A 19,265-nucleotide genomic window follows, 5' to 3' on the forward strand; every position below is an offset into this window, starting at 1 on the left:
TTGCCCTCCGGCTTAGAGCCGGTGGTGGGCGCGCGCGTCCTCGACGATACGGCGGGCCGCATCGAAGGCCTGCTCTATAGTCATTTCCGACGTATCGAGCAAGACGGCGTCGGGCGCTTGCGTCATCGGGGCGTCCTTGCGGCCGCCGTCACGCGCGTCGCGCTTGTGGATGTCGGCCAGAATATCCTCGAAGGCGACGGTCTCGCCCTGGCCGACCAGCTGCTTCCACCGCCGCTCGGCGCGGATCTCGGGACGGGCGGTGACGAACAGCTTGGCGGGCGCGTGGGGGGCGATGACGGTGCCGATGTCTCGGCCGTCGATCACCGAGCCGGGCTGGCGGTCGGCGAAGTTTCGCTGCAGATCGAACAGGGCCGCGCGCACCCCGGGATGCACCGCGACGCGGCTGGCGGCCTCGCCGGCGGCGCGTGTTCGAACCTCGGCGCGGTCGAGGGCGGACAGCTCCAGGTCGCGGGCCACGGCCTCGGCGGCGATCGGATCGTCTAGGTCCCCGGCGCCGTCCAGCACCGCCACGCCAACGGCGCGGTACAGCAGGCCGGTGTCCATCAGCGGATAGCCGTACAGCGCGGCCAGGCGGCCGGCGATGGTGCCCTTGCCCGAGGCGGCCGGGCCGTCGACGGCGATCACGAAGCCCACGGCCCTCAAGCCTCGCTCAGCGTCGCGCCCAGGCCGCGCATCAGGTCGGCGAAGCCGGGGAAGCTGGTGGCGATCATGCCGGGCTCGTCGACGGTCACCGGCGCCTGGGCGGCCATGCCCAGGATCAGATGGCTCATGGCGATCCGGTGGTCGCCGTGGGTCTCGACGGTCGCCCCGCCGCGCGGCGGCTGGCCGGTCCCGCGGACGATGAAGCCCTCGGGCTCTTCCTCGACATCGACGCCGCAGGCTTCCAGGCCGGCCGCCGTCAGGGCGATGCGATCGCTTTCCTTGACGCGCATCTCGCCGACGCCGCGCATCACCGTCTCGCCGGAGGCGAAGGCGGCGGCGATGGCCAGGATGGGATATTCGTCGATCATCGCCGGGGCGCGCTCGGGCGGGACGACCACGCCTGTGAGCTTGGAGTAACGGGCGGTGATGTCGCCGACGTCCTCGCCGCTGGCGACGCGTTGGTTCGAGATCGTGAGATCCGCGCCCATTTCCTGCAGCGTCGCGAAGAGGCCGGTGCGCAACGCGTTGAGCATCACGCCCTCGACCGTCACTTCCGAGCCGGGGACGATCAGGCCCGCCACCAGCGGGAAGGCCGCCGACGACGGATCGCCGGGCACGGCCACGTGCGTGCCGGTCAGCTTCTGGCCCTCGGGCAGGCGGATATGGCGGATGGTCTTGTCGCCGACCTTGCGGTCCTCGACTATCACCTCGGCGCCGAAGGCGCGCAGCATGCGCTCGGTATGGTCGCGGGTGGCTTCCGGCTCGATGACCTCGACGCCACCCTCGGCGTGCAGGCCGGCCAGCAGCACGGCCGACTTCACCTGGGCCGAAGCCATGGGCAGGGTGTAGTTCAGGCCGCGCAGGGCGCCGCCCTTCAGGGTCAGCGGCAGGCGGCCCTTGTCGCGGCCCAGCCAGGTCGCGCCCATGCGGGCCAGCGGATCCAGCACCCGGCTCATCGGGCGGCCGCGCAGCGAACTGTCGCCGGTGAAGGTCGCGCACATGGGGAAACCGGCCGCCGCGCCCATGATCAGGCGCACGCCGGTGCCGGCGTTGCCGCAATCGATGACGTCGACCGGCTCCTCGAAGCCGCCCTTGCCCTCGATGCGCCAGCGCCCGACGCCCTCCTGCTCGACCCGCGCGCCGAAGGCCCGCATGGCCCGCGCGGTGGCGAGGACGTCGTCGCCCTCGAGCAGTCCCTCGACCGTCGTCGTCCCGGTCGCCAGCGCGCCCAGGATCATTGATCTATGGGAAATGGACTTGTCGCCCGGGGCCCGCACGATCCCTCGCAGAGCGCCTGCGGGTGCGCTCTTCAATCCAGCCGACGACATGCCGAAACCGGCTCCTTAGTACTTGGTGGTTTTCGCGAAGGGGTTTGCTTTTGACAGCGGGCTCACGCCATGGCAAGTCACCGGCCGCTTTTCCCATCCGGATCAAAGGGTCGCCAATTGGCCAATCCCGACCTGGGCGCAAAACAAATCTGCCCCAACTGCCAGTCGAAGTTCTACGATCTCAACCGCCGTCCGGCCGTCTGCCCCAAATGTGGCGAGCAGTTCGACCCGGAAGAGGCGCTGAAGTCGCGCCGCGTTCGCGCGCGTTCCATCACCCCGGACTATGACGCCGAGGACGAGAAGCCCGCCCCCGCTCCCAAGGACGAGGACGGCTTCGAGGACGAAGTCGATGAAACCCCGGAAATCGACAAGGTCGAGCCGGACGTCATCGACAGCGAGGACGAAGACGCCGAACCCGGCGCCGCCCCCGCGGGCGGTGACGACCTGGGCGTCGACTTCGCCGAGGACGAAGAACTCGCCGAAGACGAGGCCGACGACGTTCCGTTCCTGGAGGACGAGGACGACGAGGACAATCTCGACGACGAGATCGAAGGTCTGCCCGGCGAGGGCGACGACGACTAACCGCGTCGGCTGATCCAGCTGGATAGCGGGTTTCGGACAGTCGAAACCCGCTATCCACAGGGGTTTGAGGGGGTGCGACACTTTTCTCGAAAAAAGTTCGAGAAGAGGCTTGATCCCAAAAAAATCCCGGACTAGTTTCCGCGCCTCTTCGGGGGTCGACGCAAGTCGGAACGCCGAAGAGACCAAGGATTTCCGAGGGTTACCGCAAGGTTCCTAGGAAATATTTGGGGCTATAGCTCAGCTGGTAGAGCGCTTGAATGGCATTCAAGAGGTCAGCGGTTCGACTCCGCTTAGCTCCACCATCAAGGCCCGGACGGAAACGTCCGGGCCTTGTCCATTTCTGGACCCGTGCGCCCCGCGCCTCTTGAACCCGCTCTCCTCTTGAAGTGATTGGCCACGGCCTCCACATCTGGAGCCGTGTCGTGGGGATCTCCGCCGATCCTCGGGTTTGTCTCCGCGAACGAAGTCGCTTGAGCGAGGACTTCGCGATGACCCGGACGATCCTGTTCGACAGCCCCTTCCTGCTGGGCTTCGAACACACCCGAGACCTGATCGAGCGCGCCGCCAAGGCGGCCGCCGAAAGCTATCCGCCCTACAACGTCGAGCAGGCCGACAACGGCGGCGTGCGCATCACCCTGGCCGTGGCGGGCTTCTCGCCCGACCAGCTGCATGTGACCGTCGAAGCGGGTCAGCTGATCGTGGCCGGCAAGCGCGACAGCGCCGATGGCCGTTCCGAGGCCGAGCGCGCCTTCCTGCATCGCGGGATCGCCGCCCGGGGCTTCGTGCGCACCTTTGTCCTCGCCGAGGGCATGGAGGTGACCGCCGCGACCCTCGAGCATGGCCTCCTGCATATCGATCTGGCACGGCCCGAACCCGAGCGCCTGATCAAGCGCATTCCCATCAGGAGCGCGGGCTGATCGCCCGCGTGGCCTATCCCCAGCGCGGGCTGAAGAGCCGCGCGGAACCCGTCCCTCCCGGCGCGGCGCTGAACCGGCCGGAGAAAGGCGCGTTCCCTAATCAAGGAGGTGGTCATCATGACGCCTAACACCCACCACGACCCGCTCTTCACGAGCGAAGCCTTCGCGGCCCTCGGCGCGCCCGATCTCGTCTATGTCCGGCCCATCAAGGCCGCCGAGATCCTGGCCGACGTTCCGGAAGGCGTGGAGGACTTCAATCTGGCGCCCGACCAGACCCTGTACGCGGTGTGTCGCGCCGACGGGGCGCGTCTGGCCGTCATGATCGATCGCGACACGGCGATCGCCGCCGCCATCGCCCACGAACTGGCGCCGGTCTCGGTGCACTAAATGGAAATCTCCTCCCCCCCCCCCGCGATGCGGGGGAGGTGGCCCGGAGGGCCGGAGGGGGCGAGCTGGGCGAATGCCGCACCAGCCCCCTAAGTCACGGAGTTTATCCTCGGGCCGACCTCCGGTCGGTCCCGGGGGTGACGGCTACCCCGCATCGCGAGGGTAGCAGAGGTCAGGCCGCTGTGCTGGTCGCCTCGTGGGTCAGCAGCACATGAATGGCGTCGGCCGAGCGCGCCTGGCGCAGGGCCAAACGGATCTCGGGCTGGCGCATCATCCGCGCCACCCGCGCCAGGGCGCGCAGATGCTGGGCGTTGGCGTCGCGCGGGGCGAACAGGGCCACCAGAAGATCCACGGGCTTGTCGTCGAGCGCGTCGAAGGCCACCGGCGTGTCCAGGCGCACCACGACCGCGCGAACGCGGTCCAGGCCGTCCAGGCGCGCGTGCGGAATGGCCACGCCCTCGCCCACGCCGGTCGAGCCGGCGGCCTCGCGTTCGACCAGGCCCTCGAGAGCGGCCTCGACGTCGACGCCCAACACGCGGGCGGCGACGTCGGCGACCATGGAAAGAGCCTGGCGTTTGCCGGGAGCGCCAGCGCGCAGCGCCACCGCTCCAGGGTCCAGAAGATCGCCAATGGTCATGGATCTAACGCTCGCTCATTGTCGACCGCCTTGGCGCCGTCGCCGAGAGTCCGCCGACGACGCCTCCGACCATGGCTGGTCGGTTAGCTCGCGGCCGACCCGTGCCCGTTCAGCGACTTCGTGCGTTCGGGATCGATCCAGCCGATATTCCCGTCTGGACGCCGGTACACCACGGACAATCCGCCGTGGGCGGCGTTCCTAAACACGATTGCCGGGTAGGCGGTCAAGTCCAGTTCCATGACAGCCATGGAAACGGTCATCGTCTTCACCGCGGCCTGGGTCTCCGCGATGACCATCGCCGCGGGCGCGCCCGTCGGGTGGTCGTTGTCTCCAACCCAGTCCTCGTCCTCGATATCTTCGGCCTCGGGAGCCCGGAGAACGAACATCGAGGCGTTCTCGACTTGCTTGGCCGTGGCGGCCGCCGAGTGGCTCTTCAGCCGCCTCTTGTATCGTCGGATACGGGTGTCGATCTTGGCCAGGGCCGAGTCGAACGCCGAGTGCGCGTCGCCGCCGGAACCGTGGCTGATGAGTTGCTGGCCGGAAGCCAATTTTACCGAGCAATCGACACGGAAGGCATAGCCATCCTTGCTGACCACGACCTCGGCGTCACCGCCTCGATCGAAGTATTTCCCAATGCTCAGGGCGATTTCGTCGGAGACTCGCGCTCGCAGAGCCTCACCAACGTCGACATGCTTGCCGGAGACTTGGACTTGCATACCGACTACAACGCGCCTGTCGAAGTCGGGTGTCAAGCGGCGCCTTAGGTCCTTAAGGGGACGTCTCTAAGGGTCCTACATGAGGCCCGAAAAGACCCCCATCAGCTTGTGCACGGCGATGATCACGACATGGGCGCTGACGAACAGCAGAGCCCCGCTTCCGAGCGCCATCAGGTAGCCCAGCAGGGCCAGAAAACCGTCCCGCTGCAGCAGCGCCAGGGCCAGCACGGCGACCGTCGCGCCGGGCGCCAGGTTGCCCAACGGGATGGGCAGAACCAGCACCAGGGCCAGCAAAGTACAGACCACGCCGATGGCCCGCTCGCCCAGAGGTGCGAACATCGGTCGCAGCCTGGGACGGGTGATCAGCTCCATGCTGCGGACGATCGGACCCAGCCGGCGGAACAGCCCGCGCAGGTCATCGCGCTTCAGGGGTTTGTCGACCAGGGCGCGGGGCAGCCAGGGCGTATCGGCGCCCATGGCGATCTGCGGGGCCAGGAACAGGATCGGCAGCGACAGGATGGTCGAGGACCCGGGCGGCAGCGGCAGGGTGTTCAGCAGGCCAAAGACCAGCAGCATGGCTCCGAACGCGCGGCTGTCGAACGCGACCAGCATCTCGCCGACCGTGAGGGTGGGGCTGGCGTCCTCGCCGAACCCCTCGATCACGTCCGCCAGACTCTTTTCACTCATCGCGACCCTTCCACCGCCACGAAACGCACGGAAGGGGTTCTAGACCGCTTCCTTCATCAGGCGACGGCGCTCGACCGACGACGGGATCCGCATGGCTTCGCGGTATTTGGCCACGGTCCGGCGGGCGATGTCGACCCCGGCGGCCTTGAGAATTTCGACGATGGCGTCGTCGGAGTGGACGTCGGCCTCGCGCTTCTCGGCCTCGACCAGGCCCTTGATCTTGTGGCGGACGCTGGCGGCCGAGTGGGCCTCGCCGCCTTCCGACGACTGGATGGCCGAGGTGAAGAAGAATTTCAGCTCGAACACCCCGCGCGGCGTGGCGATGTACTTGTTGGAGGTGACGCGGCTGACCGTGCTCTCGTGCATGCCGATGGCGTCGGCGACGGTCTTCAGGTTCAGCGGACGCAGGTGCTCGACGCCGAAGGCCAGGAAGCCGTCCTGCTGGCGCACGATCTCGCTGGAGACCTTCAGTATGGTCTTGGCGCGTTGATCCAGGCTCTTCACCAGCCAGTTGGCGGTGGCCATGCAGTCGGCGACGAAGGTCTTCTCCTGGTCGCTTCGCGCGCCCTTGGAGACGCGGGCGTGATAGCGCTGGTCGACCAGCACGCGCGGCAGGGTGTCGGTGTTCAGCTCGACGTGCCACATGCCGCCCAGGCCCTCGCGAACCATGACGTCGGGCACCAGGGTCTCGGCCGGCTCGCTGTGATAGGCCGCGCCGGGGCGCGGGTTCAGCGACCGGATCTCGGCGACCATGTCGCGCAGGTCCTCGTCGTCGACGCCGCAGATCCGGCGCAGGCCGGCCATGTCGCGCTTGGCCAGGAGCTCGAGGTTGTCGAGCATCGCCGCCATGCACGGATCGTAGCGGTTCAGGTCCTTCAGCTGCAGCGCCAGGCACTCGCGCACGTCGCGGGCGAAGACGCCGACGGGCTCGAAGCCCTGCAGGACGGCGAGCACTTCCTCGACCATCTCCAGCTTGCAGCCCAGCCGCGCGGCCAGCTCGATCACGTCCAGGCGCAGGTAGCCTCCCTCGTCGACCGCGTCGACCAGGATCTCTGCAATGGCGTTGCGGGCCGGCGACAGGGCCGCCTGGACCAGTTGCGCGCGCAGATGCGCCGCGAGGGTCGGGACGTCCGTCAGGGCGCTCTCGTAGCCTTCGTCGCCTTCGAAGGAGCCGCCGCCGCCGGCGCGCGACCAGTCGATTTGGCCGCCGGCGTGCTCGGCGGCGGACTCGGCCCCATCTCCGGTGGCGCGCTCGCCCGGCGAGACGTCGTCGGACGGTGAGTCCATCTCGCGGCCGGCCGTCATGTCGGCCACGGCGTCGACCTGGGTGAGGCTGGCGTCGCGGACGGCCTCGACCTCACCCGCCGGCTCGGACTCGCCCTCGTCGCGTTGCAGGAGCGGGTTACGCTCCAGCTCGGCCTCGACGAAGGCGTCCAGCTCGATGTTCGACAGTTGCAGCAGCTTGATGGCCTGCTGCAGCTGCGGGGTGATGACGAGGCCCTGGCCTTGCCGGAGCTCCAGTCGGTGGCTGAGCGCCAATGCGCCCTCCTGACGAACGAATGAACTTCGAGCGTCATTGAAGGGCTGGTTTGGTTAACGGGTCGCGAACGCTTGCAAATATCGGGCCGGTGCGACCTTCCGTCCCGAAAAATATCGCGACGAGGGCGTTTGCCTTTTCAAGACAAGAGCTTGGGTCGCGCTTGAGGGGCGGAAAGGGCGATCTTCGCCGCCTTTCCGCGCCAATTGATCACCCCAGTTTGGGCTCGGAGAAGCTGTCGCCCAGATACACGCGCTTAACTTCCGGGTTGTCGACGATCTCGCGCGGCGAGCCCTCGAACAGCACCTCGCCCGCGTGGATGATCGAGGCGCGGTCGATGATGTCCAGCGTCTCGCGCACATTGTGGTCGGTGATCAGGATGCCGATGCCGCGACTCTTGAGGTAGCCGACCACCTCGCGGATGTCGGCGATGGCCAGGGGGTCGATGCCGGCGAAGGGCTCGTCCAGCAGCATGAACGACGGTTCGCTGGCCAGGGCGCGGGCGATTTCCACGCGGCGACGTTCACCGCCCGACAGGGCGACGGCCGGCGACTTGCGGATGTGGGTGATGCGCAGCTCTTCCAGGATGCTGGTGACCTGCTCGCGGGCCTTGCGCGGGTCCTTCTGGCGCATCTCGACCACGGCCATGACGTTCTGCTCGACCGTCATGCCCCGGAAGATCGACGCTTCCTGCGGCAGGTAGCCGACGCCGAGACGGGCGCGCTGGAACATCGGCTGGGCGGTGATGTTCTCGCCGTCCAGATAGATCGCGCCGTAGTCGGCGGCGATCAGGCCCGTGACCATGTAGAAGCAGGTGGTCTTGCCGGCGCCGTTCGGGCCGAGGAGGCCGGCGACCTCGCCGCGCTTGAGGCGCAGGGAGACGTTCTTGACGACCGGGCGGTCGCCGAACGACTTGCCCACGGAGTCGACGAACAGGCCGTCCATGTCGTTGGAGGTCAGGGTCATGAACGGGCTCTAGCGCGGGGCGGTCTGGTCGGCGGCGGCCGGCGTGTCGGACTTCTTGTCGTCTTGGTAGAACACCGCGCGCACGCGCTTCGGCGAGGATCGGCCGGGGCTGTTCGATTCCAGCTTGGCGTCGTTGGTCTTGGTGTTGACCGTCAGCTTGTCGCCGGTCGTCACGTCCTTGCCCTTGGTGACGACGACATTGCCGGTCAACACGGCGATGTTGTTGTCGAAGGTGTAGACGGCGTGATCGCCGCGGGCCTGCTGGGCCTCGCTGACCAGATAGACCGTGCCCTCGGCTTCCATCCGTTGCGCCGCGCCGCAGCTGTTGTTGGCGTCGCCGCCGGCCTTGCGGGCGCTGTAGATCGTCACCTGCTTGGCCCGCATGCGCGAGCGGTTCTGCAGGATCTCCACGTTGCCGCGGAAGATTGTGATGCACTTGCTGTTGATCGTTTCCTGCTGATCGGCGGACACGTCGATCGGCGCGCTCGAGTCGCCTTGCTGGGCGTAGGCCGCGCCGGCCCCAAACCCAGACAGGATCAACGCGGTCGCCGCCGCAGCCGTCCATCGCTTCATCAGAACCATGTCCTCATCCGTCGCGGTTCGCGTCCGAAGCGAACCTGCGCCATTTCTTTACTGCCGTTCGAACCGCGCGCGAACCCCGCCTCGGAAGACGATGCGATCGCCCTTGTCATATACGGAGTAAGCGCGAGATTGCACCTGTCCGCTGGGACCTTCGCCGTTCATCGTGGTCTCGCCCGTGACATTTCCGGTCTTGGTGTCGACGAACGACTCCTCCGACGCGAACCGGTAACCGGTGCCATCGTCCAGCCGGACGTCGTCCTTCAGGTTCAGGCTGAAGTCGTCCTGGCGATAGACGCCGTGCTTTGCGGTCATCCGCGTGGGCGTAGGCGAGCCCAGATCCAGGGTCAGGGCCGGATCGTCCAGGAGGATCCGGCGCGGATCGTTGTCGTCGCGGATCGCCGACCGCGCGGTGATCATGAAGCTGCGTCCGTCGGTCGACTGGCCGTAGAAGCGCGGCGTGATCAGGCGGATCTCGGTCTTGGCCTCGGTCGGCGGATGGGTCGCGGCCATGTAGGTGCGCCAGCCGACCTGCGAGCCGACGATCAGCAGCAGGATGCCGATGGCCAGCGGCAGGACGATGCGGGCGGCCAGAACGCGGCGCGAGCGGCGGCGCCAGCGCGCGAGGTCGGCGCTCATCGCTCGTCCGGTCATGACCGCGGTCGGGTGCATCCGCTTCCGTCAGCTATGGGCGAAGATATCGACCTCTTCCCAGCCGGCCAGGTCGAGCGAGGCGCGGTGGGGGAGGTAGTCGAAGGCGTGTTGCGCCAGGGCCATGCGACCCTCGCGTTCCAGCATGATGTTCAGCTTGTCGCGCAGGGCGTGCAGGTGCAGCACGTCCGAGGCGGCGTAGGCGACCTGTTCGGGGCTCAGCGTGGGCGCGCCCCAGTCCGACGACTGCTGGACCTTGGACAGCTCCACGCCCAGCAGCTCGCGCGTCACGTCCTTCAGGCCGTGGCGATCCGTATAGGTGCGGGCCAGCTTCGAGGCGATCTTGGTGCAGTAGACGGGCGCGGTCACGACCCCCAGATGGAGTTCGAACATGGCGATATCAAAGCGCCCGAAGTGGAAAAGCTTCAGAATGGCCGGATTGGTCAGCAGGGCCTTCAGGTTCGGACAGTCGTAGCCAGGGCGGCCCAGGCGCACCACGTGCGCGTCGCCGTCGCCCGACGACAGCTGGACCACGCACAGCGGGTCGCGGCCCAGGCGCAGGCCCATGGTTTCCGAATCGATCGCGATGATGCTCGCGCCGGCGAACACGCCATCGGGCAGGTCGCCCTCGTGAACGAAATTGGCCAAGTCTCAGAAATCTCCAGCGAGGATACCGCGCCGACGCGCCGAACCACGCGACCTATATAGGCGCGTGTCACTTATACTCACGATGAACGGGATATCTATCCGCCCAGTTTTCTGGACATGGGGGGATTTTTGGCGCCACCCCCGCTTCTCGAAGAAGCCAGTAAGGGGTGGTGCCCAGGAGAGGACTCGAACCTCCACGACCTTTCGGTCACTGGCACCTGAAGCCAGCGCGTCTACCAATTCCGCCACCTGGGCCCGCTGTCGCAACCGGTTAGGTCGCCGCGAGGCCGGGACGTTTAGGGAAAGCTTCTGACCGCGTCAACAGGCAAAAAACGACAAAGCGTGATTTCGTTGCGAACAAGGCCCGGGTCGTCTAATTCCCCCGTTTATCGCGGTAGAGTCATCGCATGCGACGAGGAATGAAGATGCAGGGTCTGGTCACGGTGTTCGGCGGCTCCGGTTTCGTGGGCCGCCAGGTCGTGCGGGCGCTCGCCAAGGCGGGCTATCGGGTGCGGGTGGCCGTGCGCCAGCCGAACCTGGCCTATCGTATGCGCATGCTGGGCGATGTCGGCCAGATCGAGGTCTTCCAGGCCAATGTCCGCAATCCGGCCTCGGTGGCTCGCGCCCTGAACGGCGCCGAGGCCTGCGTGAACCTGGTCGGCGTGCTCTGGGAGAGCGGCCGCCAGAAGTTCCAGTCGCTGCACGTCATGGCCGCCAAGACCGTGGCCGAGGCCGCCGCCAAGGCCGGCGTCAAGCATCTGGTCCATGTCAGCGCCCTGGGCGCCAACGCCGACTCGACCTCGAAATATTTCCGCACCAAGGCCGAGGGCGAGGCCGCCGTGCGCGAGGCCTTCCCGGGCGCGACCATCGTTCGCCCGTCGCTGGTGTTCGGCGTCGACGACAAGTTCTTCAACAAGTTCGCCCAGATCGCCGCCCTGTCGCCGGTCGTGCCGCTGGTCGGCGGCGACACCCGCGTCCAGCCGGTCTTCGTCACCGACGTCGCCGCCGTGATCGCCAAGGCCGTGACCAGCCCAGCCGCCGTCGGCGTGACCTACGAGCTGGGCGGACCGACCGTCTACACCATGCGCGAGATCCAGCAGCTGATCCTGACCGAGACCGGCCGCGCCAAGCCGCTGGTCGCCCTGCCCTGGCCGATCGCCTCGCTGCTGGGCTCACTGGGCGACATCCAGGGCTCGATCATCCCCTGGACCCCGCCGGTGACCTCCGACCAGGTCGAGATGCTGAAGACCGACAACGTCGCCGAGCATGGCCTGCCGGGCCTGGCCGAGGCCGGCGTGATCGGCACGGCGGTCGAGGCCGTGGTCCCGACCTACCTCTACCGCTATCGCAAGGGCGGCCAGTACGCCGAGACCCCGGCGGGGGCGTTCTAAGGCTTCCAAGCCTGTCGAAACGAAGAAGGGCGGACGCCGCGAGGCGTCCGCCCTTTTGCTGTCCGCCCGTCGGCGAGATCAGTGGTGCAGGTACAGAACAGCCAGGCCGCCGATCCCCACGACGATCCGCCACCAGGCGAAGGGCGCGAAGCCGCGCTTGCCGACGAAGTCGAGCATGTACTTCACGACCACCAGGCCCGACAGGAACGACACCACGAAGCCGATCCCGACGATGCCGACATGGCCGGCGTCCAGGGCGTCGCGGTTCTTGTAGACGTCCAGCGCGAAGGCCCCGACCATGATCGGGATGGCCATGAAGAAGCTGAACTCGGCCGCCGCCCGGCGCTCGATGCCGAACAGCATCGAGCCGACGATGGTCGAGCCCGAGCGCGAGACGCCCGGCACCAGCGACAGACACTGGAACAGGCCCACGATCAGCACCTTGTGCAGCGGTAGGTCCATGGCGTCGTGATCGACCGCCGGCGGGGCCTTCTTGTCGATGAACAGCAGGATGACGCCCCCGACCAGCAGCGACCAGCAGATGATCAGCGGGCTCTCGAACAGGAATTTCTTGATCACGTCGTGCAAAAGCAGGCCGGCGACGAAGGCCGGGGCGACGGCGACGATGACGCTGAGCGCGAAGCGGCGCGCCTCGGGCCGGGTCGGCAGGCCGATCAGCACGCCCCACAGCTTCTGGAAATAAAGGGCCACCACCGCCAGGATCGCGCCCAGCTGGATCAGCACGATGAACGTGTCCCAGGCAGGATCCGTCAGGCCCATGGCCCCCTTGGCCAGCAGAAGATGGCCCGTGGAGGAGACGGGAATGAACTCCGTCAGCCCCTCCACCAGACCCAGAATGATAGCGCTCAACCAGTCAGGCATGTCTTGGCTCCAAACCCCCGCCTGGCGTGCGCCTGACACGGTAAATAGGTCGTAAATCCACAAAGTGGACTATATTGGACTTCTGTTGCGAGTCGATCTCAAAGACCATGGGGTAAACAGGGATATATAAGTCCATAAATTTGACGAACACATTCTTATTGCGCTGAAGAGTCCGTATGAGGCCGGCCTGAGCAATTTTTCTCCTACTGGAGAGACGGGGAAAGTCGCATGGCCGAACGCATGCTGAAATTCATCTCGGTGGCCCGCAAGACGCCTGAAAAGCGTGCGGCCGCCGAACGTTCGGGCGACTTCCACGAGATCTACGCCGACTTCATCGACGCGAAGGCGACCGAGCAGGCCTCGCGTTGCTCGCAATGCGGCGTGCCGTTCTGCCAGACCCACTGCCCCCTGCACAACAACATCCCCGACTGGCTGCGGATGACGGCCGAGGGCCGTCTGGAAGAAGCCTACGCCCTGTCGCAGGCGACCAATTCGATGCCGGAAGTCTGCGGCAGGATCTGCCCCCAGGACCGCCTGTGCGAAGGCAACTGCGTCATAGAGCAGTCGGGTCACGGCACCGTGACGATCGGCTCGGTCGAACGCTATCTGACCGACAAGGCCTGGGAGAACGGCTGGGTTAAGCCGCTGGTCGCCGGTCCGGCGCGCGGTCAGTCGGTCGGTGTGATCGGCGCGGGCCCCGCCGGCCTGGCCGCCGCCGAGCGGCTGCGCGAGGCCGGTTACGACGTCACCGTCTATGACCGCCACGACCGCGCCGGCGGCCTGCTGATCTACGGCATCCCCGGCTTCAAGCTGGAGAAGGACGTCGTCGAGCGCCGCACCCGGCGCCTGGCCGATGGCGGCGTCGCCTTCAAGCTGGGCTTCGAGGTCGGCAGGGACGCCACGCTGGAAGACCTGCGCGCCAAGCACGACGCGGTGCTGATCGCCGTGGGGGTCTATGCCGCGCGCGACCTGACCGTGCCGGGCGGCGGCAGCAAGGGCGTGGTGCCCGCGCTGAACTACCTGATCGCCTCAAACCGCCAGGACCTGGGCGACACCGTGGCCGAGATCGAGTCCGGCGAGCTGAACGCCGAGGGCAAGGACGTGGTCGTGGTCGGCGGCGGCGACACCGCCATGGACTGCGTGCGCACGGCCATCCGCCAGGGCGCCAAGTCGGTCACCTGCCTCTATCGCCGCGACAAGGCCAACATGCCCGGCTCGATGCGCGAGGTCGCGAACGCCGAAGAAGAAGGCGTCACCTTCGAATGGCTGGCCGCGCCGCGCGCCCTGTCGGGCGAGGCCGAGGCCGTCACCGGCGTGCGCGCCATCCGCATGCGCCTGGGCGCCCCGGACGCCTCGGGCCGCCAGAGCCCGGAAGAAATCCCCGGCGGCGACTTCGATCGTCCGGCCCAGCTGGTGGTCAAGGCCCTGGGCTTCGAGCCCGAGAACCTGCCCGAGCAGTGGTCGGCGCCCGACCTGAAGGTCACGCGCTGGGGCACGGTCAAGGCCGACGTCCGCAACCAGATGACCAATCTGGACGGCGTGTTCGCCGCCGGCGACATCGTGCGCGGCGCCTCGCTGGTCGTCTGGGCGATCAAGGATGGCCGCGACGCCGCCGACGCCATCCACCGTTACCTGCAGGCCAAGGTCGGCGCGCCCGCGCTGATCGCGGCGGAATAAGAAGAGGACCGTAAGACCATGAGCGAGATGGACCTCTATCTGAAGAACCGCCAGGCGCTGATCGACGGCCACGCCTACGACCCCTCGACCGAGCGCGACGCGTGCGGCGTCGGCCTGGTCTGCGCCATCGACGGCCAGCCGCGCCGCGAGGTCGTCGAGCTGGCGATCAAGGCCCTGAAGGCCCTGTGGCACCGCGGCGCGGTCGACGCCGACGGCAAGACCGGCGACGGCGCCGGCGTGCTGGTCAGCGTTCCGCAGGACTTCTTCGTCGACCAGGTGCGCCGCACCGGCCACGCCCTGCGCTCGGGCCCGATCGCCGTCGGCCAGGTCTTCCTGCCGCGCACCGACCTGGGCGCCCAGGAAACCTGCCGCACGATCGTCGAGGCGGAAGCCCTGCGCTTTGGCTTCTACATCTACGGCTGGCGCCAGGTGCCGGTGAACACCGCCGTGATCGGCGAGAAGGCCAACGCCACCCGTCCGGAAATCGAGCAGATCATGCTGGCCGGTCCGGCCGGCCTGGAAGGCGAGGCGCTGGAGCGCGCCCTGTTCCTGTGCCGCAAGCGCATCGAAAAGCGCGTCCACGCCCAGAACATCACCGACTTCTACATCTGCTCGCTGTCGGCCAAGTCGCTGATCTACAAGGGCATGTTTCTGGCCGAGGCGATCGACGAGTTCTATCCCGACCTGAAGGACGAGCGCTTCACCGCCGCCGTGGCGATCTTCCACCAGCGCTATTCGACCAACACCTTCCCGCAGTGGCGCCTGGCCCAGCCCTTCCGGATGCTGGCCCACAACGGCGAGATCAATACGATCAAGGGCAACATCAACTGGATGAAGTCCCACGAGATCAAGATGGCCGCCCAGGCCTTCGGCGAGTTCGGGGACGACGTGAAGCCGGTCATCCAGCCGGGCGCCTCGGACAGCGCCAATCTGGACAACACCTTCGAGGTGCTGGTTCGCGCCGGTCGTGACGCGCCGATGGCCAAGGCCCTGCTGGTGCCGGAAGCCAGCAATCCAAAGATGAAGGACGCCCACAAGGCGCTCTATTCCTACTGTAACGCCGTGATGGAGCCGTGGGACGGTCCGGCCGCCCTGTGCGCCACCGACGGCCGCTGGGTCGTGGCCGGCAAGGACCGCTCGGGCCTGCGCCCGCTGCGCGTGGCCTACACCGACGACGGCCTGGTGATCATGGGCTCGGAAGCGGGCATGTGCGGCGTCGACGAGAGCCGCATCACCCGCAAGCTGGCGATCTCGCCGGGCCGCATGCTGGCCATCGACCTGGCCGAGGGCCGCCTCTACGGCGAGGACGAGATCATCGACGAGCTGGCCGGTCGCCACCCCTATACGGAGTGGCTGGGCAACATGGTCGATCTCGAGAAGGAGATTGCGCCCGGGCCCGAGCCGCGCCGGTTCGGCCGCGAGGAACTGACCCGTCGCCAGGCCGCCGCCGGCTATTCGCTGGAAGACCTGGAGATGATCCTCGCCCCCATGGTCGAGGACGGCAAGGAAGCCGTCGGCTCTATGGGCGACGACACGCCGCTGGCCGTGCTGTCGGAGAAGTACCGTCCGCTCAGCCACTTCTTCCGCCAGAACTTCAGCCAGGTGACCAACCCGCCGATCGACCCCCTGCGGGAGACCGGCGTCATGAGCCTGAAGACCCGGTTCAAGAACCTGGGGAACATCCTGGCCCAGGACGCCGCGCAAGCCGACGTCTACGTGCTGGAGAGCCCGGTGCTGACCACCGGCATGTACATCCGCATCCACGAGCTGCTGGGCGAGAAGAACGTCGCGGTCATCGACTGCACCATGCCGCTTCCCGCGCCCGAGGCTCGGGCCGGCGACGCCCTGCGCGCCAATCTCGACCGCATCCGCGCCGAGGCCGAGGATGCGGTGCTGCGCGGCTGCGGCGCCATCGTCCTGACCGACGAGGCCAGCGACGAAAGCCGCGTCGGCCTGCCGATGATCCTCGCCACCGGCGGCGTCCACGCCCACCTGGTCGCCAAGGGCCTGCGCTCGTACGTCTCGATCGTCGTCCGCTCGGCCGAGTGCCTGGACACGCACTATTTCGCGGTGCTGGTCGGCGTCGGCGCCACGGCGGTCAACGCCTACCTGGCCCAGGAGAGCTTCCAGGATCGCCTGGAGCGCGGCCTGGCCGGCGACCGGACGCTGCGCGACGTGTGCCTGAACTTCAAGGGCGCCATCGAGGGCGGCCTGCTGAAGATCATCTCCAAGATGGGCATCAGCGTCATCAGCTCGTACCGCGGCGGCTATAACTTCGAAGCCGTCGGCCTATCGCGCGCCCTGGCCGCCGAGTTCTTCCCCGGCATGCCCTCGCGCATCTCGGGCATCGGCCTGGCCGGCATCGAGAGCAAGACGGTCGAGCTGCACCGCAAGGCCTGGGGGCTGACGGCGGTGACCCTGCCGGTCGGCGGCCTGTACAAGGCGCGTCGTTCGGGCGAGGCCCACGCCTTCGAGGCCCGTCTGATCCACACCCTGCAGACGGCCTGCGACACCGGCGACTTCGAACTCTATCGCCGCTGGTCCAACGGCCTGCGCACCCAGAAGCCGATCCAGCTGCGCGACCTCCTGGACTGGCGCTCGGACCGCAACCCGATCTCGACCGACGACGTCGAGAGCGTCAACGAGATCCGTAAGCGCTTCGTGACGCCTGGCATGAGCCTGGGGGCCCTGGGCCCCGAGGCCCACGGCGCGCTGAACATCGCCATGAACCGCATCGGGGCCAAGTCGGTCTCGGGCGAGGGCGGCGAGGACAGCGCGCGCTACAAGCCGCTGCCCAACGGCGACAACCCCAACAGCGCCATCAAGCAGGTGGCCTCGGGGCGCTTCGGCGTCACCGCCGAGTATCTGAACCAGTGCGTCGAGCTGGAGATCAAGGTCGCCCAGGGCGCCAAGCCCGGCGAGGGCGGCCAGCTGCCCGGCTTCAAGGTCACGGAGATGATCGCCCGCCTGCGTCACGCGACGCCGGGCGTGATGCTGATCAGCCCGCCGCCGCACCACGACATCTACTCGATCGAGGATCTGGCCCAGCTCATCTATGACCTGAAGCAGATCAACCCGGTCGCGCGCGTCACGGTCAAGCTGGTCGCGGCCACCGGCATCGGCGCCATCGCCGCTGGCGTGGCCAAGGCCAAGGCGGACGTGATCCTGGTCGCCGGCGGCGTCGGCGGCACGGGCGCCTCGCCCCAGACCTCGGTGAAGTACGCCGGCGGTCCGTGGGAGATGGGCCTCTCGGAAGCCAACCAGGTGCTGACCCTGAACAACCTGCGCCACTCCGTCGTCCTGCGGGCCGACGGCGGCATGCGCACGGGCCGCGACATCGTCATTGCCGCCATGATGGGCGCCGAGGAGTTCGGCATCGGCACCGCCTCGCTGGTGGCGATGGGCTGCATCATGGTCCGCCAGTGCCACTCCAACACCTGCCCGGTCGGCGTCTGCACCCAGGACGAGGCCCTGCGCGCCAAGTTCACGGGCACGCCGGACAAGGTCATCAACCTCTTCACGTTCATCGCCGAAGAGGTGCGCGAGATCCTGGCGGGCCTGGGCTTCAAGAGCCTGCAGGAGATCGTCGGTCGCACCGACCTGCTGGCCCAGGTCAGCCGCGGCGGCGAGCACCTGGACGACCTCGACCTGAACCCGCTGCTGGTCCGCGCCGATCCGGGCGCGAACAAGCCGTACAACACGGTCGTCGGCCGCAACGCGGTGCCGGACACGCTGGACGCCCAGATCGTCCGCGACGCCGCTCCGCTGCTGGAGCGGGGCGAGAAGATGCAGCTGACCTACACGGTCCGCAGCACCGCCCGAACCATCGGCACCCGCACATCCAGCCACATCGTCCGCAAGTTCGGCATGAAGGGCCTGCCCGCCGGCCACCTCACCGTCCAGCTCAAGGGCTCGGCCGGCCAGAGCCTGGGCGCCTTCGCGGTCCAGGGCCTGCGCATCGAGCTGACCGGCGAAGCCAACGACTATGTCGGCAAGGGCCTGTCGGGCGCGACGATCGTCATCAAGCCGGCGCGCGGCCTGGCGGCGCCGGAGACCAACGCCCTGATCGGCAACACCGTGCTGTTCGGCGCCACTTCGGGCCGGCTGTTCGCGGCGGGCCAGGCGGGCGAGCGCTTCGCCGTCCGCAACTCGGGCGCCACCACGGTGGTCGAGGGCTGCGGCGCCAACGGCTGCGAGTACATGACCGGCGGCCAGGTGGTGATCCTGGGTCCGACGGGCAGCAACTTCGGGGCCGGCATGACCGGCGGCATGGCCTTCGTGCTGGACCAGCACGAGCGGTTCGAAGCCAATATCAACCCCGAGAGCATCGTCGTGCAGCGCCTGGCCTCGCCCTATTGGGAAGGCGTCCTGCGCTCGCTGATCGCCGAGCACGCCCGCGAGACGGACTCGGTGTTCGCCGCGACCCTGCTGCGCGACTGGGACCGCGTGCGGGATCAGTTCTGGCAGGTCTGCCCGAAGGAGATGATCGGCCGTCTGCCCCAGCCGCTGGCGGCGGAAGAGGCCGTGCACGAACGGGCTTAGGCGGCGGCTCGGGCTTCGAGCAGCTTGAAGGTCGCACGGGCGCGCGCGACGGGAACCCCGTCCGCGCGCACCGTCGCCTCCGCGAAGCAGATCGAGCGGCCCAGCTTGACGAAGTCGGTGTCGAACGCGAGCCATTGGCCCAGCTTCGCCGAGCCCAGATAGTCCAGAGTCAGGGATACGGTGACGAGGCCCGCGGTCGCCTGATCCGTGGCCGCGAGGTTGACGCCCAGCGACAGGCCCATGGCGTTGTCGGCCAGGGTCGCGAGGAACCCGCCGTGCGGCATGCCGCGGGAATTGCAGTGCTCGGATCGCACCCGGACGCCCAGCACCAGCCGATCCGACGCCGCGCGGGCGTAGAGAGGCTCCCACGGCTCGGTGACCGGGCTCCTGCGCGTGTGCGGCAAGAAGCCCTCGGGGATATTGTCCATGACCGCATCGCCTGATTTCAAACAGTTGTTTTAATCTAGCATCGATC

General features: G+C 67.8%; 18 protein-coding genes and 2 tRNA genes. 7 read left to right on the forward strand and 13 right to left on the reverse strand.

Annotated elements, in window-relative coordinates:
* Positions 1 to 12 precede the first annotated feature (12 nt).
* Entirely contained in the window at positions 13 to 654 is a 642-nt protein-coding gene (gene cmk / locus MZV50_RS00720; RefSeq protein WP_252632472.1) for a (d)CMP kinase, read from the reverse strand.
* 5 nt (positions 655 to 659) lie between these two features.
* Positions 660 to 1,991 carry a 3-phosphoshikimate 1-carboxyvinyltransferase gene (gene aroA, locus MZV50_RS00725; protein WP_252632473.1) on the reverse strand — a complete coding sequence of 444 codons (1,332 nt, stop codon included), beginning with the start codon at positions 1,989 to 1,991 and terminating at the stop codon, positions 660 to 662.
* A gap of 117 nt (positions 1,992 to 2,108) precedes the next feature.
* Here aroA and MZV50_RS00730 point away from each other — a divergent pair, with 117 nt between their 5' ends.
* The 4 genes from MZV50_RS00730 to MZV50_RS00745 all read left to right on the forward strand — a co-directional run bounded on the left by MZV50_RS00730 (position 2,109) and on the right by MZV50_RS00745 (position 3,877).
* Positions 2,109 to 2,573, forward strand: coding sequence for a TIGR02300 family protein (locus MZV50_RS00730; RefSeq protein WP_252632475.1), 465 nt, complete (start codon positions 2,109 to 2,111; stop codon positions 2,571 to 2,573).
* Positions 2,574 to 2,799: 226 nt separating this feature from the next.
* Positions 2,800 to 2,875: transfer RNA gene (locus MZV50_RS00735), tRNA-Ala, on the forward strand.
* Positions 2,876 to 3,061: 186 nt separating this feature from the next.
* A complete protein-coding gene (locus tag MZV50_RS00740) occupies positions 3,062 to 3,490 on the forward strand; it encodes an Hsp20 family protein (protein ID WP_252632477.1) in 429 nt (142 codons plus the stop codon).
* A 117-nt stretch (positions 3,491 to 3,607) separates the two neighbouring features.
* Positions 3,608 to 3,877 carry a DUF1150 family protein gene (locus tag MZV50_RS00745; protein WP_252632478.1) on the forward strand — a complete coding sequence of 90 codons (270 nt, stop codon included), beginning with the start codon at positions 3,608 to 3,610 and terminating at the stop codon, positions 3,875 to 3,877.
* 172 nt (positions 3,878 to 4,049) lie between these two features.
* Here the strand turns inward: MZV50_RS00745 and ptsN are convergent, their stop codons facing one another.
* From ptsN to MZV50_RS00790, 9 genes are all read right to left on the reverse strand, one after another.
* Complete coding sequence (ptsN, locus tag MZV50_RS00750; RefSeq protein ID WP_252632479.1) at positions 4,050 to 4,514, reverse strand: PTS IIA-like nitrogen regulatory protein PtsN; 465 nt, start codon at positions 4,512 to 4,514, stop codon at positions 4,050 to 4,052.
* Between the two features lie 83 nt (positions 4,515 to 4,597).
* The gene (hpf, locus tag MZV50_RS00755; RefSeq protein ID WP_252632480.1) at positions 4,598 to 5,230 is read right to left on the reverse strand and encodes a ribosome hibernation-promoting factor, HPF/YfiA family; all 633 of its coding nucleotides are present in this window, start codon (positions 5,228 to 5,230) and stop codon (positions 4,598 to 4,600) included.
* A 75-nt stretch (positions 5,231 to 5,305) separates the two neighbouring features.
* Positions 5,306 to 5,917 carry an exopolysaccharide biosynthesis protein gene (locus MZV50_RS00760; protein ID WP_252632481.1) on the reverse strand — a complete coding sequence of 204 codons (612 nt, stop codon included), beginning with the start codon at positions 5,915 to 5,917 and terminating at the stop codon, positions 5,306 to 5,308.
* Positions 5,918 to 5,956: 39 nt separating this feature from the next.
* Positions 5,957 to 7,456 carry an RNA polymerase factor sigma-54 gene (rpoN, locus tag MZV50_RS00765; RefSeq protein ID WP_252632482.1) on the reverse strand — a complete coding sequence of 500 codons (1,500 nt, stop codon included), beginning with the start codon at positions 7,454 to 7,456 and terminating at the stop codon, positions 5,957 to 5,959.
* Between the two features lie 208 nt (positions 7,457 to 7,664).
* Entirely contained in the window at positions 7,665 to 8,420 is a 756-nt protein-coding gene (gene lptB / locus MZV50_RS00770; RefSeq protein WP_252632483.1) for an LPS export ABC transporter ATP-binding protein, read from the reverse strand.
* Positions 8,421 to 8,429: 9 nt separating this feature from the next.
* Positions 8,430 to 8,993, reverse strand: a complete 564-nt coding sequence (locus tag MZV50_RS00775; protein WP_252635324.1) for an LptA/OstA family protein — start codon at positions 8,991 to 8,993, stop codon at positions 8,430 to 8,432.
* Positions 8,994 to 9,050: 57 nt separating this feature from the next.
* Positions 9,051 to 9,671, reverse strand: coding sequence for an LPS export ABC transporter periplasmic protein LptC (lptC, locus tag MZV50_RS00780; RefSeq protein WP_436792197.1), 621 nt, complete (start codon positions 9,669 to 9,671; stop codon positions 9,051 to 9,053).
* A gap of 9 nt (positions 9,672 to 9,680) precedes the next feature.
* Positions 9,681 to 10,298, reverse strand: a complete 618-nt coding sequence (locus MZV50_RS00785) for a ribonuclease D (RefSeq protein WP_252632484.1) — start codon at positions 10,296 to 10,298, stop codon at positions 9,681 to 9,683.
* A 168-nt stretch (positions 10,299 to 10,466) separates the two neighbouring features.
* Positions 10,467 to 10,553, reverse strand: a tRNA-Leu gene (locus MZV50_RS00790).
* Between the two features lie 170 nt (positions 10,554 to 10,723).
* Between MZV50_RS00790 and MZV50_RS00795 the strand changes: the two genes are divergently transcribed.
* Positions 10,724 to 11,689 carry a complex I NDUFA9 subunit family protein gene (locus MZV50_RS00795; RefSeq protein ID WP_252635325.1) on the forward strand — a complete coding sequence of 322 codons (966 nt, stop codon included), beginning with the start codon at positions 10,724 to 10,726 and terminating at the stop codon, positions 11,687 to 11,689.
* A gap of 78 nt (positions 11,690 to 11,767) precedes the next feature.
* Here the strand turns inward: MZV50_RS00795 and MZV50_RS00800 are convergent, their stop codons facing one another.
* Positions 11,768 to 12,571 (reverse strand): undecaprenyl-diphosphate phosphatase, encoded by an 804-nt coding sequence (locus MZV50_RS00800; RefSeq protein ID WP_252632485.1) that lies wholly within the window; start codon positions 12,569 to 12,571, stop codon positions 11,768 to 11,770.
* A 228-nt stretch (positions 12,572 to 12,799) separates the two neighbouring features.
* Here MZV50_RS00800 and MZV50_RS00805 point away from each other — a divergent pair, with 228 nt between their 5' ends.
* Positions 12,800 to 14,248 (forward strand): NAD(P)-dependent oxidoreductase, encoded by a 1,449-nt coding sequence (locus MZV50_RS00805; protein ID WP_252632486.1) that lies wholly within the window; start codon positions 12,800 to 12,802, stop codon positions 14,246 to 14,248.
* A gap of 18 nt (positions 14,249 to 14,266) precedes the next feature.
* Positions 14,267 to 18,790 carry a glutamate synthase large subunit gene (gene gltB, locus MZV50_RS00810; RefSeq protein ID WP_252632487.1) on the forward strand — a complete coding sequence of 1,508 codons (4,524 nt, stop codon included), beginning with the start codon at positions 14,267 to 14,269 and terminating at the stop codon, positions 18,788 to 18,790.
* On the opposite strand, the gene MZV50_RS00815 is transcribed toward gltB, so the two are convergent.
* Complete coding sequence (locus MZV50_RS00815; RefSeq protein WP_252632489.1) at positions 18,787 to 19,218, reverse strand: PaaI family thioesterase; 432 nt, start codon at positions 19,216 to 19,218, stop codon at positions 18,787 to 18,789. The two genes, gltB and MZV50_RS00815, sit on opposite strands and share 4 nt — an antisense overlap.
* Positions 19,219 to 19,265 lie beyond the last annotated feature (47 nt).

This window comes from Caulobacter segnis (assembly GCF_023935105.1).
GTDB lineage: Bacteria > Pseudomonadota > Alphaproteobacteria > Caulobacterales > Caulobacteraceae > Caulobacter > Caulobacter segnis_B.